This window comes from Micromonospora sp. WMMD812, assembly GCF_027497215.1.
In the GTDB taxonomy this organism is placed as follows: domain Bacteria; phylum Actinomycetota; class Actinomycetes; order Mycobacteriales; family Micromonosporaceae; genus Micromonospora.
In genome coordinates, this window is the sequence record NZ_CP114904.1 from 2,201,624 (window position 1) to 2,213,974 (window position 12,351).

General features: G+C 74.5%; 15 protein-coding genes. All 15 read right to left on the reverse strand.

The window, feature by feature from the left end:
* Positions 1 to 2: 2 nt before the first annotated feature.
* The 15 genes from pheS to ribD all read right to left on the reverse strand — a co-directional run bounded on the left by pheS (position 3) and on the right by ribD (position 11,970).
* Positions 3 to 1,073 (reverse strand): phenylalanine--tRNA ligase subunit alpha, encoded by a 1,071-nt coding sequence (gene pheS, locus O7603_RS09940; RefSeq protein ID WP_281575404.1) that lies wholly within the window; start codon positions 1,071 to 1,073, stop codon positions 3 to 5.
* Between the two features lie 222 nt (positions 1,074 to 1,295).
* Complete coding sequence (locus tag O7603_RS09945; RefSeq protein ID WP_281575405.1) at positions 1,296 to 2,093, reverse strand: RNA methyltransferase; 798 nt, start codon at positions 2,091 to 2,093, stop codon at positions 1,296 to 1,298.
* A 77-nt stretch (positions 2,094 to 2,170) separates the two neighbouring features.
* Positions 2,171 to 2,563, reverse strand: a complete 393-nt coding sequence (gene rplT / locus O7603_RS09950; RefSeq protein ID WP_089008309.1) for a 50S ribosomal protein L20 — start codon at positions 2,561 to 2,563, stop codon at positions 2,171 to 2,173.
* A 31-nt stretch (positions 2,564 to 2,594) separates the two neighbouring features.
* Positions 2,595 to 2,789 carry a 50S ribosomal protein L35 gene (gene rpmI, locus O7603_RS09955; RefSeq protein WP_281575406.1) on the reverse strand — a complete coding sequence of 65 codons (195 nt, stop codon included), beginning with the start codon at positions 2,787 to 2,789 and terminating at the stop codon, positions 2,595 to 2,597.
* Positions 2,790 to 2,809: 20 nt separating this feature from the next.
* Positions 2,810 to 3,445 (reverse strand): translation initiation factor IF-3, encoded by a 636-nt coding sequence (gene infC / locus O7603_RS09960; protein ID WP_281575407.1) that lies wholly within the window; start codon positions 3,443 to 3,445, stop codon positions 2,810 to 2,812.
* Positions 3,446 to 4,111: 666 nt separating this feature from the next.
* Positions 4,112 to 4,585, reverse strand: coding sequence for a PH domain-containing protein (locus O7603_RS09965; RefSeq protein ID WP_281575408.1), 474 nt, complete (start codon positions 4,583 to 4,585; stop codon positions 4,112 to 4,114).
* Positions 4,586 to 4,776: 191 nt separating this feature from the next.
* Entirely contained in the window at positions 4,777 to 5,835 is a 1,059-nt protein-coding gene (locus O7603_RS09970; RefSeq protein ID WP_281575409.1) for a DMT family transporter, read from the reverse strand.
* The gene (hisG, locus tag O7603_RS09975) at positions 5,832 to 6,677 is read right to left on the reverse strand and encodes an ATP phosphoribosyltransferase (RefSeq protein ID WP_281575410.1); all 846 of its coding nucleotides are present in this window, start codon (positions 6,675 to 6,677) and stop codon (positions 5,832 to 5,834) included. Before hisG ends, O7603_RS09970 begins: the two co-directional genes overlap by 4 nt.
* Before the next feature lie 46 nt (positions 6,678 to 6,723).
* Positions 6,724 to 6,987 (reverse strand): phosphoribosyl-ATP diphosphatase, encoded by a 264-nt coding sequence (locus O7603_RS09980; protein WP_281575411.1) that lies wholly within the window; start codon positions 6,985 to 6,987, stop codon positions 6,724 to 6,726.
* A 43-nt stretch (positions 6,988 to 7,030) separates the two neighbouring features.
* Complete coding sequence (locus O7603_RS09985) at positions 7,031 to 7,726, reverse strand: alpha/beta hydrolase (RefSeq protein ID WP_281575412.1); 696 nt, start codon at positions 7,724 to 7,726, stop codon at positions 7,031 to 7,033.
* A gap of 13 nt (positions 7,727 to 7,739) precedes the next feature.
* Entirely contained in the window at positions 7,740 to 8,240 is a 501-nt protein-coding gene (gene ribH, locus O7603_RS09990) for a 6,7-dimethyl-8-ribityllumazine synthase (protein WP_281575413.1), read from the reverse strand.
* A gap of 2 nt (positions 8,241 to 8,242) precedes the next feature.
* On the reverse strand, positions 8,243 to 9,505 hold the full coding sequence (locus tag O7603_RS09995) for a bifunctional 3,4-dihydroxy-2-butanone-4-phosphate synthase/GTP cyclohydrolase II (RefSeq protein WP_281575414.1): 1,263 nt from the start codon (positions 9,503 to 9,505) through the stop codon (positions 8,243 to 8,245).
* Positions 9,502 to 10,200, reverse strand: a complete 699-nt coding sequence (pnuC, locus tag O7603_RS10000; RefSeq protein WP_281575415.1) for a nicotinamide riboside transporter PnuC — start codon at positions 10,198 to 10,200, stop codon at positions 9,502 to 9,504. Before pnuC ends, O7603_RS09995 begins: the two co-directional genes overlap by 4 nt.
* Positions 10,200 to 10,907 carry a riboflavin synthase gene (locus O7603_RS10005; protein ID WP_281575416.1) on the reverse strand — a complete coding sequence of 236 codons (708 nt, stop codon included), beginning with the start codon at positions 10,905 to 10,907 and terminating at the stop codon, positions 10,200 to 10,202. The genes pnuC and O7603_RS10005 overlap by 1 nt, the downstream gene beginning before the upstream one ends.
* Before the next feature lies 1 nt (position 10,908).
* Positions 10,909 to 11,970 carry a bifunctional diaminohydroxyphosphoribosylaminopyrimidine deaminase/5-amino-6-(5-phosphoribosylamino)uracil reductase RibD gene (gene ribD, locus O7603_RS10010; RefSeq protein WP_281575417.1) on the reverse strand — a complete coding sequence of 354 codons (1,062 nt, stop codon included), beginning with the start codon at positions 11,968 to 11,970 and terminating at the stop codon, positions 10,909 to 10,911.
* Positions 11,971 to 12,351 lie beyond the last annotated feature (381 nt).

Sequence of the window (12,351 nt, forward strand, 5' to 3'; positions counted from 1 at the left end):
GCCTACGCCCCGGTCCCGAGCGCCCGGCTGAACCGGACGTCGCCCTCGAAGAGGTGGCGGATGTCGCTGACCCCGTGCCGGACCATCAGGGTCCGGTCGATGCCCATGCCGAACGCGAAGCCGGAGTAGACCTCCGGGTCGATGCCGCAGGCCCGCAGGACCCGCGGGTTCACCATCCCGCAGCCGCCCCACTCGACCCACTGCGGACCGTCGCGGTGCTCCGGGAACCAGACGTCGAACTCCGCCGACGGCTCGGTGAACGGGAAGTAGTGCGGCCGCCAGCGGGTCTTCGCGTCCGGGCCGAAGATGGCCCGGGCGAAGTGGTCCAGCGTGCCGCGCAGGTGCGCCATGGTGATGCCCTTGTCCACCACCAGACCCTCCGCCTGGTGGAAGACCGGGCTGTGGGTGGCGTCCACCTCGTCGGTGCGGTAGACCCGGCCGGGGCAGATCACGTAGATCGGCGGCTTGCGGCTGAGCATGGTGCGGGTCTGCACGTTGGACGTGTGGGTACGCAGCACCAGGCCGGAGCGGTCCGCGGGCGCGACGTAGAAGGTGTCCATCAGCCCCCGGGCCGGGTGGTCGGCGGGGATGTTCAGCGCGTCGAAGTTGGCCCACTCCAGCTCGACCTCGGGCCCCTCGGCCACCTCGTAGCCCATCCCGACGAACAGGTCGCTGACCTGCTCCATGAGGACGCTCAACGGGTGGCGGGCGCCGCGGGGCCGCCGGTCGTACGGGAGCGTCACATCGACGCGCTCGGCGACCAGCACCCGCTCGGCGTGCTCGCGTTCCAGCACCTCGGCGCGGGCAGCGTACGCCGCCTCGATCGCCCGCCGGGCCTCGTTGACCCGCTTGCCGGCGTCGGCCTTCGCGGCCGGTGGCAGCGCGCCGATCTCCCGGCGGGCCAGCGAGACCGGGGCCCGGTCACCCAGGTGGGCGGGGCGCAGCGCGGTCAGCGCATCCGGGTCGGCGGCGACGGCGAACGCCTTCTCGGCGTCGGCCACGGCCTCGGCCAGGGCGGCCGGGTCGAGCAGGGCGACCTGCTTCGGGTCGTACGGATCGTTGCGGTAGCTCATGGCGTACGGGCACTCCCTCACGGCGGCGCCGGCCCTCGCGGGGCGGCGAAGCGAGTCTACGGACGCGCGGCTGTGCCGCAGCCCGCCGGTGGGAGTTGCGCAGGGAGCAGGTCAGGCCCGCCGCCCGCCGACACCGGCGGGCTGGCTAAACGAACGCCGTGGCGCGTTCATCAGACGACCGTTCTCCCCTGCTGTGTTGCCGTCCACGCGACCGCGTCGCGGTCAGCGCTGTGCTCTCGCTGAAGCGTACAGGCAGACCGCCGCAGCCGCAGCCAGGTTGAGGCTCTCGGCGCGCCCGTGCAGCGGCACCCGGACCCGGGCGTCCGCGGCCTCGGTCACCGCCGGCGGGAGCCCGTGCGCCTCCGAGCCGAACAGCCAGGCGGTGGACGCGGCGAGCCGGCCCGCGTCGGCGAGGTCGTCGAGGTCGTCCTCGCCGTAGCCCGTGGTGGCGAACACGGTGAGACCCGCGCCGCGCAGCGCCTCGACCGCCTGGATCGGGTCCGCGGCGCGGACCACGTCGACGTGGAACAGGCTGCCGGCCGACGCCCGGACGCACTTACCGTTGTACGGGTCCACGGCGTCACCGGCGAACACCACCGCACCGGCGCCCGCCGCGTCGGCGGTGCGCAGCACGGTGCCGGCGTTGCCCGGGTCGCGGATCTCGGCGAGCACCGCGACCAGCCGGGGCCCGCCGGCGAGGGCCTGCTCCAGGGACACGTCCAGGTGCCGGCAGACGGCGACCAGCCCCTGCGGCGCGACGGTCTCGGCGAGGGCGACCAGCGCGTCGTCGGTCACCTCCGAGATCGGCACGTCGCCCCCGGCGGCCAGGGCGGCCAGCTCGGCGTGCCGGTCCAGCGCGGCGGGCGTGCCGAACAGCTCGGTGACCACGCCAGGCCGCGCGAGGGCCTCGCGTACGGCCTGCGGGCCCTCGGCGAGGAAACGGCCGGTGGCCTCACGGTCCCGGCGGCGGTGCAGCCGGCGGGCGGCGACCACCCGCGGGGTACGCGGAGTGAAGAGCATCGTCTGCTTCCTACTGCCTTGCAGCGAGGCGCCCCCCGTCGGGGTCGACGAGGGGCGTCTCGGTCAGCCGCAGGGGATCAGGCGGCCTGGGCCGCCGCGCCGCCAGTGCCCTCCGCCGCGACCGCGGCGCGGGCCAGCTCGACGATCGCCGCGAAGGCGGCGGCGTCGTTGACGGCCATGTCGGCCAGGATCTTCCGGTCGACCTCGATGCCGGCCAGGCGCAGGCCCTGGATCAGCCGGTTGTAGGTCAGCCCGTTGGCGCGGGCGCCCGCGTTGATCCGCTGGATCCAGAGCTGCCGGAAGTCGCCCTTGCGGTCGCGACGGTCCCGGTAGGCGTACTGCATCGAGTGCAGCACCTGCTCCTTGGCCTTGCGGTACAGCCGGGAGCGCTGACCGCGGTAGCCGCTCGCGGTCTCCAGCAGGGTACGGCGCTTCTTCTGGGCGTTCACAGCCCGCTTGACGCGTGCCATCTCAACTCCTTCTTACGTCAGGTGGCGCGCGTCAGCGGCCGAGCAGCTTCTTGATGCGCTTGACATCGGCCTTGGCCAGCACGACCGTGCCGGTCAGCCGACGGGTGTGGGTGGAGGCCTTCTTCTCCAGGTTGTGCCGGAGGCCGGCCTGCTGGGCAACGATCTTGCCCTTGCCGGTCACCTTGACCCGCTTGCCCATTCCCGTGTGGCTCTTCATCTTCGGCATGTGGAACGTCTTCTCCCCTGTTACTGGCCGCTGGTGTCAGCGGTCGTGCCGGTCTCCCCGGCTGCTGCGGTCTCGCCGGCCTCCGGGGCGGCGGAGCCTTCCGCGGCCCGGTCCCGGGGCGCTCCGCCCCGGGTGGCCGTCGCGGCGACCGCGGCGGCCTTGGTGGCGCGGTGCGGCGCGAGCACCATGATCATGTTGCGGCCGTCCTGCTTCGGAGCGGCCTCGACGTACCCCAGCTCCGAGATCTCCGACTCGAGCCGCCGCAGGAGCCGGTAGCCCAGCTCCGGTCGGCTCTGCTCGCGACCGCGGAACATGATCGTCACCTTGACCTTGTCGCCCGCCTTGAGGAACCGCACCACGTGACCCTTCTTGGTCTCGTAGTCGTGCGGATCGATCTTCGGCCGGAGCTTCATCTCCTTGATGACGGTCTGCTGCTGGTTACGCCGCGCTTCGCGCGCCTTCAGTGCGCTCTCGTACTTGAACTTGCCGAAGTCCATGAGCTTGCACACCGGCGGGCGCGCCATCGGCGCAACCTCGACCAGGTCCAGATCGACGTCCGCGGCCAGCTGAAGGGCGCGCTCCAGTGGGACGATGCCCACCTGCTCACCCTCGGGGCCGACCAGTCGGACCTCACGTGCCCGGATCTGCTCGTTCACGCGTGGTTCGACGCTGATGGGGCCTCCTCGAGTCGAGTGTCTTGCTGCGTGTGCCGACCCGGCGGCTCCCCGGTGGGAGCCGGCCCGGAAAGCAGAAGGCCCCGGCGCATGCCAGGGCCCGCTCGACCGGTCGGCACGATCACATGATCGCGCATCCGGTGCCGGGACATGCCCGGAACCGGGGACCGGACCCGGCCACCTAGGCGGCGACTCGGGTGGGAGCAGGCGCTCCACTTTCATGGCTGTCGGTCATGTGGGACGTGCCCGCAGGTAAAGACAGCCTGGTCGACTCCACAACATTACACCCTCGGCCAACCCACCCCCAAACCGGGCAGGCCGTGATCGGCTGGCCGTGATCCGCACACCCCCGGCGTTGACCTGCGCATCGCCCGGCCCCCGGCACCGGCACCGGCACCGGCACTCCGGCACCGGCACCGGCCCCGGCCCCGGCCCCGGCCCGGCCATGATCCGCACAACATCAGGGAAGTTGCTGCCTCCACTCGCGCCGAGGCAGCAACTTCGGTGATGTTGCGCGGATCATCGCCGGCCGGAGTATGCGATGCGGACGGGACGGGGTGGCTGGCGCGGCGCAGTGCGGAGCGACACGGGACGGGCCGGCGGGAGGTGCATGGCGGCGCGGGGCGACCGCGGGTGCGGGGTCGCGGGTCAGCGGTCGGTCGTGGTGCCGCTGAGCCGGGCCTGGTGTGCCTGGTGCAGGCGGCGCAGGGCGCGGACCCCGTCGACCGCCAGCTCCTTGTCGGCGGCCTGGAGGGCGACGATCGGCATCAGGTCGTCGTCGTGCAGCTCCAGGCTGGCCCAGGGAGCGCCCCGGTCGAAGCGGATCCCCCGGACGACCTCCCACGGCAGCTCGTACGAGCTGATCACGTTGCGCACCCGAATGCCGCGCGCGTCCGCCTCCACCCGTGGCCGGGTGAAGAGCAGGAAGGCCAGCGCGCCGAAGACGCCGAGGCCGACCATGGCGATCTGGTCACCGCGTTGGAACGTGCCGTAGCCGTCGCCGGTCGGGCCGGTCAACGAGGTGGCGACCAGACTGAACACCACCAGCAGGACGGCCGCCGAGGCCCAGCAGACCAGCCGGATGCGACGCGGCCGGAGGCGGATCAGCTCGGTTTCGCTCACCCCACCAGTCTGCCACCCCCCTCCGGCGAGGGCTCCGCCGCCACGCTGCCGACGCCACCGCCGGGAAGGCCCGACCCCACGCCGCCGACGCCACCGTCGGGGTGACCCCACACGGCCGATGTCACCGCCAGGGACGGCGACGCCACGCTGCCGACGTCACCGCCGGAAAGGCCGACGCCATGCCGCCGACGTCAGCGGCGTGGACGGCGTCCGGCAACGACGACCGCGCCCAGGGTCAACGCCGCGCCGGCGAGCACCGCGGGCCGGGCACCGGGACCACCGGGCAGGAGTACGTCCAGCAGCAGCGCCCCGCCCAGCTGGCCGGCCACCAGGGCCAGCCCGGTGCGCAGCACCCCCGCGGACCGGACGCCGACGACCAGGCCGGCCACGATGCCGACCCCGAGCAGCCCACCGGTGTAGAGGTACCAGGCGTCGGGCCAGGTCGGGGCGGGGCCGGTGAGCGCGCCCGCGACCACCGCGACGAGCACGACCGCCGGGGTGCTGACCGCGAAGTTGACCGCCACCCCGGCCGCAGCGGAGCTGACCGCCGAGACCCGGCCGTTCAGCGCGGACTGCAGGGCCACCGCGAGGCCGCCGACGACCGCGAGCAGGATGGGGACGACGGCCAGCTCACCGACCGGTCGCCCGAGCTGCGCCAGCGTCACCGCCGCCACGCCCAGCAGCGCGCCGGCGATCCGGGGGCCGGTGAGCGCGAGCCGGCCGACCGGGGCGAGCCCACCCCGGTCCACGGCCAGCCCGCCCAAGCTCCCGCCCGCCACCTGGCTGATGGTGAAGACCGCGACCCCGAGCACCGGCACCAGGTACGCGCCGAGCACCACGATCACCGCCCCGCCCAACCCGCCGAGGTAGCTCCACCAGGGCAGCCGGGCCCGGCGCAACGCGGTGAGCCCGGCGCGCATCGACGGCAGCGCGGCCAGCCCGAGGAGGACCAGCAGGGTCCCGCCCAGGTTGTTCACCACCCCGGCCAGGCTCGCCTGCCCGACTCGCGCGCCCAACTCGCCGTTGGCCGCGCCCTGCGCCGCCGACGCAACCCCGGCCACGGTGACCAGGGTGAGCGCCACCCAGCCCGGCAGCGGCCCGCGCCCCGACCGCGACGCGGCGACGGCGGCCTCCGACACCGGGACGGCGGCGTCCGACGCCGTGGCCGCCTCGGGACGCGGCGCCGGGACGGCCGCCGGGTGGGGCGTCGCCGCGCCGGGTGCCGTCGGCTCCGGCCGCGGCGCCGTCACAGCCGGCAGGCGTGGATGTTGGTGACCAGGATCGCGCGGGCGCCCAGTTCGTAGAGTTCGTCCATGATCCGGTGGACGTCGTCGCGGAGCACCATGGCCTGGACGGCGACCCAGCCCTCCCGGTGCAGCGGCGACACGGTGGGCGACTCGATGCCCGGGGTGAGCGAGCTGGCCCGGTCCAGCAGGCCGGCCGGCACGTCGTAGGCGAGCATCACGTAGCGGCGGGCGACCAGCACCCCGTGCAGGCGGCGCAGCAGCTGCTCGGCCTGCGGGTGCGCCGCCGCCCCGGCGCGCCGGACCAGCACCGCCGACGAGCGCAGCAACGGTTCGCCGAAGACGACCAGCCCCGCCTGGCGCAGGGTGGCGCCGGTCTCCACGACGTCGGCGACCACATCGGCGACGCCGAGCCGGACGGCGTTCTCCACCGCCCCGTCCAGGCGGATCACGTCGGCCTTGACGCCCAGGTCGGCGAGGTGCCGCTCGACGAGGCCCGGGTACGCGGTGGCGATCCGGTGCCCGCCCAGCTCCTGCACCGAGTCGATGTCGTCGGGCCGGGCGGCGAAGCGGAAGGTGGCCCGACCGAAGGCGAGGTCGACCACCTCCTCGGCCGAGGCGGCCGAGTCGATCAGCAGGTCCCGGCCCGTGATGCCCAGGTCCAGGTCACCGGAGCCGACGTAGGTGGCGATGTCCTTCGGGCGGAGGTAGAAGAATTCGACGTCGTTGGGCTCGTCCCGGCAGACCAGGTCCTTCGGGTCGGTGCGCTGGCGGTAGCCCGCCTCGCGCAGCATCTGGGCGGCCGGCTCGGCCAGGGTGCCCTTGTTGGGGATGGCGACACGCAGCATGACGGAGTGCTCCTTGCAGTCGATTCAGGTCAACGACGGGGCGCACTCACAGATGTCGGTAGACGTCCTTCAGCTCGAGACCGGTGGCGAGCATCAGCACCTGGGTCTGGTAGAGCAGCTGCGAGATCTCCTCGGCGGCCCGCTCCCGGCCCTCGTGCTCGGCGGCCATCCACGACTCGGCCGCCTCCTCGACGACCTTCTTGCCGATGAAGTGCACGCCCCGCTCGAGCGCGGCGACCGTGCCCGAGCCGGGAGCGCCGGCGGCGGCCTTGGCCTGCAGCTCGGCGAACAACTCCTCGAACGTCTTCACGCCCCGATTCTTCCAGCCGCCCCGCCGGCCCGGACGCGCCGGGTCAGCCGCCGCTCACCCAGCGGGACCGCAGGAACGCCCGGACGGCGCCGACGAACTCGTCCGGGCGGGACGCGTGCACCGCGTGCCCGGCGTCGATCGTGACCAGTTCACCGGCGGGCAGCCGCTCCGCCACCCGAGCCAGCTCGTCCTGCGGCAGGTGGCTGCCCGGCCCGCCGGCGACCACCAGGGTCGGCGCGGTGATCCGGTCCAGCCCCGCCCAGCCGGCCCGGTCGGGCGCGTTCAGTTCGGCGACCACGGCCTCCCGGGCCGCCCAGTCGTACGGGAACGGGCCGGCCGGTCGGGGCGGCAGCCGCAGGCCGAGGGGCACCGGCGGCGGGGGCTCCTCGAGCACCAGCGCGGCCACCCGGTCCGGATGCGCCTGGGCGAACAGCGCCGCCACCACCGCCCCGGAGGAGTGCCCGACGAGCACCGGCCAGTCCAGGCGCAGTGCGTCGCAGAACGCCAGCACGTCGTCCCGGGAGACCGTGAGGCCGTACCGGCCGGGTCGGCCGCTGGCGCCGAAACCGCGTGGGTCCGGGGCGTACGACCGGAGGCCGTCGTCGGCGAGCCGCGCGGCGACGGTGGCCCAGGTGCCGCCGTCCGCCGCGCCGCCGGGCAGCAGCAGCACCGGCCGCCCCTCCGGCGGGCCCCAGCCGCGGTAGGCCATCCGCAGCCCGGGCAGCTCGGCGAACTCCACGACGACGGACCGGTCAGCCGCCGAAGCCGACCCGGTGGCCGTTGCCGGCGCTGACCATCCGGACGGCCAGCGCCGCGTCCAGCGCGGCGACCGTGGCGGCCCAGCCCTTGTCCTCCGCCGAGCCGGGCAGCCCCGCCCGGTCGCGGGCCTGCTCCAGGGTGTCAACGGTGAGCACGCCGTGCGCCACCGGCTTCCCCTCGTCCAGCGCGACCCGGGTGAGCCCGTCGGTCACCGAGCGGCAGACGTAGTCGAAGTGCGCCGTGGCCCCGCGGACCACCACGCCGAGCGCGACCACCACGTCGCAGCGGCGGGCGAGCGCCTGGGCGACCACCGGCAGTTCGACCGAGCCGGCCACCCGGGCGACGACCGCCCGCGCCCCGCACGCCTCGGCCGCGGCGACCGCCCGGTCGAGCATGTGGTCGGTCAGCTCGCCGTGCCACCGGGCGGCGACCACGCCCACGGTCAGCCCGGTCGCGTCCACCGGCGCCGTCGCCGGTTCGCCGAATCCCGCCATGTCTACGCTCCGATCTCGTCACCCGCGGGCAGCCGGCCGGCCGGCGCCTCGGTGACCTCGTCCAACTCGTCGAGCAGATGTCCCATCCGGTCCCGCTTCGTACGCAGGTACCGGACGTTCTCCGGGTGCGGGCGCACCGGCAGGCCCTCGCGGCCGGTGATGGTCAGGCCGTACCCCTCCAACCCGGCCCGCTTCGCCGGATTGTTGGTGAGCAGCCGCATCGACCGCACCCCGAGGTCATAGAGGATCTGCGCGCCGGTGCCGTAGTCCCGGGCGTCGGCCGGCAGGCCGAGGTCCAGGTTGGCGTCCACGGTGTCGCGGCCCAGGTCCTGCAACTGGTACGCCTGCAGCTTGTGCAGCAGCCCGATGCCGCGCCCCTCGTGCCCGCGCATGTAGAGCACCACGCCGCGCCCCTCCCGGGCCACCCGGGCCAGGGCGGCGTCGAGCTGTGGGCCGCAGTCGCAGCGCAGCGAGCCGAAGACGTCCCCGGTCAGGCACTCGGAGTGCACCCGGACCAGCACGTCCTGGCCGTCGCCGACGTCGCCGTACACCATCGCGACGTGCTCGGACGAGTCGTGCGCGCTGCGGTAGCCCAGCGCCCGGAACACCCCGTGCTCGGTGGGCATCCGGGTGTCGGCGACCAGCTCGACCTGCTTCTCGGTCCGCCGCCGGTAGGCGACCAAATCGGCGATGGTGATCAGCGTCAGCGAGTGCTCGGCGCAGAACTTCTCCAGGTCGGGCAGCCGCATCATGGTGCCGTCGTCGTTGATCAGCTCGCAGAGCACGCCGGCCGGGCGCAGGCCGGCCAGCCGGGTGAGGTCGACGGCCGCCTCGGTGTGCCCGGGGCGGCGCAGCACGCCGCCCTCGCGGGCGCGCAGCGGCACCACGTGTCCGGGCCGGGCCAGGTCGGTCGGCCCGGTGGTCGCGTCGGCGAGCAGGCGGATGGTGTGCGCCCGGTCGGCGGCCGAGATGCCGGTGCTGACCCCCTCGCGGGCGTCGACGGTCACCGTGTACGCGGTCCCCCGCCGGTCCTGGTTGGTGTGGTGCATCGGCGGCAGGTCGAGCCGGTCGGCCTCGCTCTCGGTGAGCGGGACGCAGACGTACCCGGACGTGTAGCGGACCATGAACGCGAGCAGCTCCGGCGTCGCCAGTTCGGCGGCGAAGATCAGGTCGCCCTCGTTCTCCCGGTCGGCGTCGTCGACGACGACCACCGGCCGGCCGGCGGCGATGTCCGCCAGCGCCTGCTCGATGGTGCCAAAGCTCATGCCACTGCCTCCGTGTAGGTCGGCGGGATCGGGACGCGGGCCGGCCGGAGCACGCGCGACGTGCGCCACCAGCTGACGAAGCCCCAGACGCAGAATGCGCCGTAGACGAGGTACATGGCGGCGGACGGGTAGAACCCGCCGCGCAACAGCAACGGCACGCCCACCGCGTCCACGGCGATCCAGATCAGCCAGAACTCGACCCAGCCACGGGCCATGCCGTACGTGGCGAGCAGGCTGCCGGTGAGGATCCAGGCGTCCGGCAGCGGACCCCAGGAGCCGAGCGCGGCGAGCGCCGGGTACGCCGCGGCGGTGCCGAGCGCGAGGGCAGCCAGTAGGGCCAGCCGCTCGCGGCCGGTGGCCCAGCGTGGCGCCACCGCGCCCCGGTCCGCCACCTCGCCGAGCTTGCGGGTCCGCGACCAGCGCCACCAGCCGTACACGCTGACGGCGAAGAAGAACACCTGCCGGCCGGCCTGGCCGTACAGGTCGTGTGCCTGCGGGGTGGCGAACGCCGCGCCGAGGAACACGGTGAACAGCAGCACGTTGCCCACCATGCCGACCGGCCAGGCCCACACCACGCGGCGCAGGCCGAGCAGCGCGGAGGCGAGCCCGAAGACGTTGCCGACGATCTCCCGGACCAGCACCGGCGAGCCGGCGATGCTCACCTGCGCGTCGAGCAGCCAGTGCAGCGGGCCCATCAGGCCACCTCGCCCGCCGGCGCGACGCCGTCCGGTCCACCGGCCTCGGCCGGGCCGGCGGCCGCCAGGGGACCCCCGGGAGCGACCGCGCCCGCGCCGACCGGGCCCTCGGCCGTCCGGTCGCCGAGCAGCCGCTCGACGTACTTGGCCAGCACGTCCACCTCGAGGTTGACCGGGTCGCCGACGCCTCGGGCGCCGAGCGTGGTCAGCTTCAGGGTGGTCGGGATGAGCCCGACGGCGAACCAGTCCGCACCGACGCCGGCGACGGTCAGCGACACGCCGTCAACGGTGATCGAGCCCTTCTCGACCACGTACCGTGCCAGGTCTGCCGGGAGTCGGAACCGGACCGTCTCCCACTGCTCCGCCGGCTCCCGGGAGAGCACCTCGCCGACCCCGTCGACGTGGCCCTGCACCAGGTGCCCGCCGAGCCGGCTGCCCAGCGTGGCGGCGCGTTCCAGGTTGACCGGGGCGCCCGGGCGCAGCGCGCCCAGCGCGGAGCGCCGCAGCGTCTCGCCCATCACGTCCGCGGTGAAGACGCCGTCGGAGACGTCCACCACGGTCAGGCAGACCCCGTTGACCGCGATGGAGTCCCCGTGCCGGGCGTCGGCGGTGACCAGCGGGCCACGGACGGCGACCAGCGCCGAGTCTCCCGCGGTCGCCGTCACACGAACGACCTCGCCCAGCTCCTCGACGATGCCGGTGAACATGTCAGCCCTCCCTCTTCCGGGGCAGCGCGGTGATCCGCAGATCCGGACCGATCTGCGTAACGTCGACGAACTCCAGATCGATGGCCTCCGCGATCGTGGTCACACCGGCGTCGACCAACGCGGCCGGGCCGGCGCCGAGCAACCGCGGCGCGACGTACCCGACGATCTTGTCGACCAGGCCGGCGGCCAGGAACGCGCCGGCCAGCTGCGGCCCGCCCTCCAGCAGCACCGCGCGGACCCCGCGCTGGTGCAGCGCCGCGAGCAGCGCCGGTAGGTCGACCCGGCCGTCCGTGCCGGCGCCGACCTCGGCGGCGGTGGCGATCCAGGTGCGCGCGGCGCCGTCGCGGACGAGGGCGCCCTCCGGGGTACGCCCCGCGCTGTCCACCACCACCCGCAGCGGCTGGCGGATGGCCAGGCTGCCGTCGCGCAGGTTGCGGGCGGTCAGCCGGGGGTCGTCGGCGAGCACGGTGCCCACCCCGACGACGACCGCGTCGACCGTGCCGCGCAGCGCGTGCACGTCCATCCGGGCCGCCTCAGAGGTGATCCACATGCTGGTCCCGTCGGCCGCCGCCGACCGGCCGTCCACGGTCGCGGCGAACTTCCAGATCACGTACGGCCAGCCGCGGCGCATGGAGGTCAACCAGGCGATGTTCCCGGCCTCGGCCTCCTCGCCGCGTACCCCGACGTCCACCCGCACGCCCGCCGACCGCAGGGTGGCCGCGCCGCCGGAGGCCACCGGGTTCGGGTCGGGCACGGCGATCACCACCCGGGACACCCCAGCCTGGACGAGCGCGAGGCTGCAGGGGCCGGTGCGACCGGTGTGGTCGCAGGGCTCCAGGGTGACCACCGCGGTGCCGCCACGGGCTCGCTCCCCGGCCTGGGCGAGCGCGACGATCTCGGCGTGCGGCCCGCCGGCGTACGCGTGGAAGCCCTCGCCGACGACCTGGCCGTCGGCGTCCAGCAGGACACAGCCGACCACCGGGTTCGGGCTCGTGGTGCCGAGCCCGCGCGCGCCGAGTTCGATCGCCCGACGCATCGCCTCGTCGACGGAGACGCCCGCCATCGCCTGTCCCTGCCCTCTCACTCGCCGGTCCGTGCGCGGGCGGGTCGGGAGGCAACGGCCAGCAGGCCGCGGGCAGGCGGCGGAGGTCCGGGAACGGCACAGCCGACCCGGGTGGTCGGCACGGCACGCTGACGCCAGCGGTCGGCACGACCCATCCGTCCCGCGCGCTGTCTCCCATCCGGACTGTCTGGGCGCGGGATGCCCCGCCCCCAACCGTCGGCCCTGGGTTCACACCAGGTCCACCGGGCGGCAGAGCCGACCGGGTCGCGGGCTGACCACGGCCGGGGCCGTGGATCACCGCCGGTTCGGAATTACACCGAGTCCCGCCAGCGCGTGGTGGGTACACCGGCAGTCTTACACGCCGACCGGGGGGTGTCGCCA

Bases quoted from the DNA above. Each gene is read 5' to 3' on its own strand.
- pheS (WP_281575404.1), bottom strand. From the start codon at position 1,073: ATGAGCTACCGCAACGATCCGTACGACCCGAAGCAGGTCGCCCTGCTC.
- O7603_RS09945 (WP_281575405.1), bottom strand. From the start codon at position 2,093: ATGCTCTTCACTCCGCGTACCCCGCGGGTGGTCGCCGCCCGCCGGCTG.
- rplT (WP_089008309.1), bottom strand. From the start codon at position 2,563: ATGGCACGCGTCAAGCGGGCTGTGAACGCCCAGAAGAAGCGCCGTACC.
- rpmI (WP_281575406.1), bottom strand. From the start codon at position 2,789: ATGCCGAAGATGAAGAGCCACACGGGAATGGGCAAGCGGGTCAAGGTG.
- hisG (WP_281575410.1), bottom strand. From the start codon at position 6,677: ATGCTGCGTGTCGCCATCCCCAACAAGGGCACCCTGGCCGAGCCGGCC.
- ribH (WP_281575413.1), bottom strand. From the start codon at position 8,240: ATGGCGGGATTCGGCGAACCGGCGACGGCGCCGGTGGACGCGACCGGG.
- O7603_RS09995 (WP_281575414.1), bottom strand. From the start codon at position 9,505: ATGAGCTTTGGCACCATCGAGCAGGCGCTGGCGGACATCGCCGCCGGC.
- pnuC (WP_281575415.1), bottom strand. From the start codon at position 10,200: ATGGGCCCGCTGCACTGGCTGCTCGACGCGCAGGTGAGCATCGCCGGC.
- O7603_RS10005 (WP_281575416.1), bottom strand. From the start codon at position 10,907: ATGTTCACCGGCATCGTCGAGGAGCTGGGCGAGGTCGTTCGTGTGACG.
- ribD (WP_281575417.1), bottom strand. From the start codon at position 11,970: ATGGCGGGCGTCTCCGTCGACGAGGCGATGCGTCGGGCGATCGAACTC.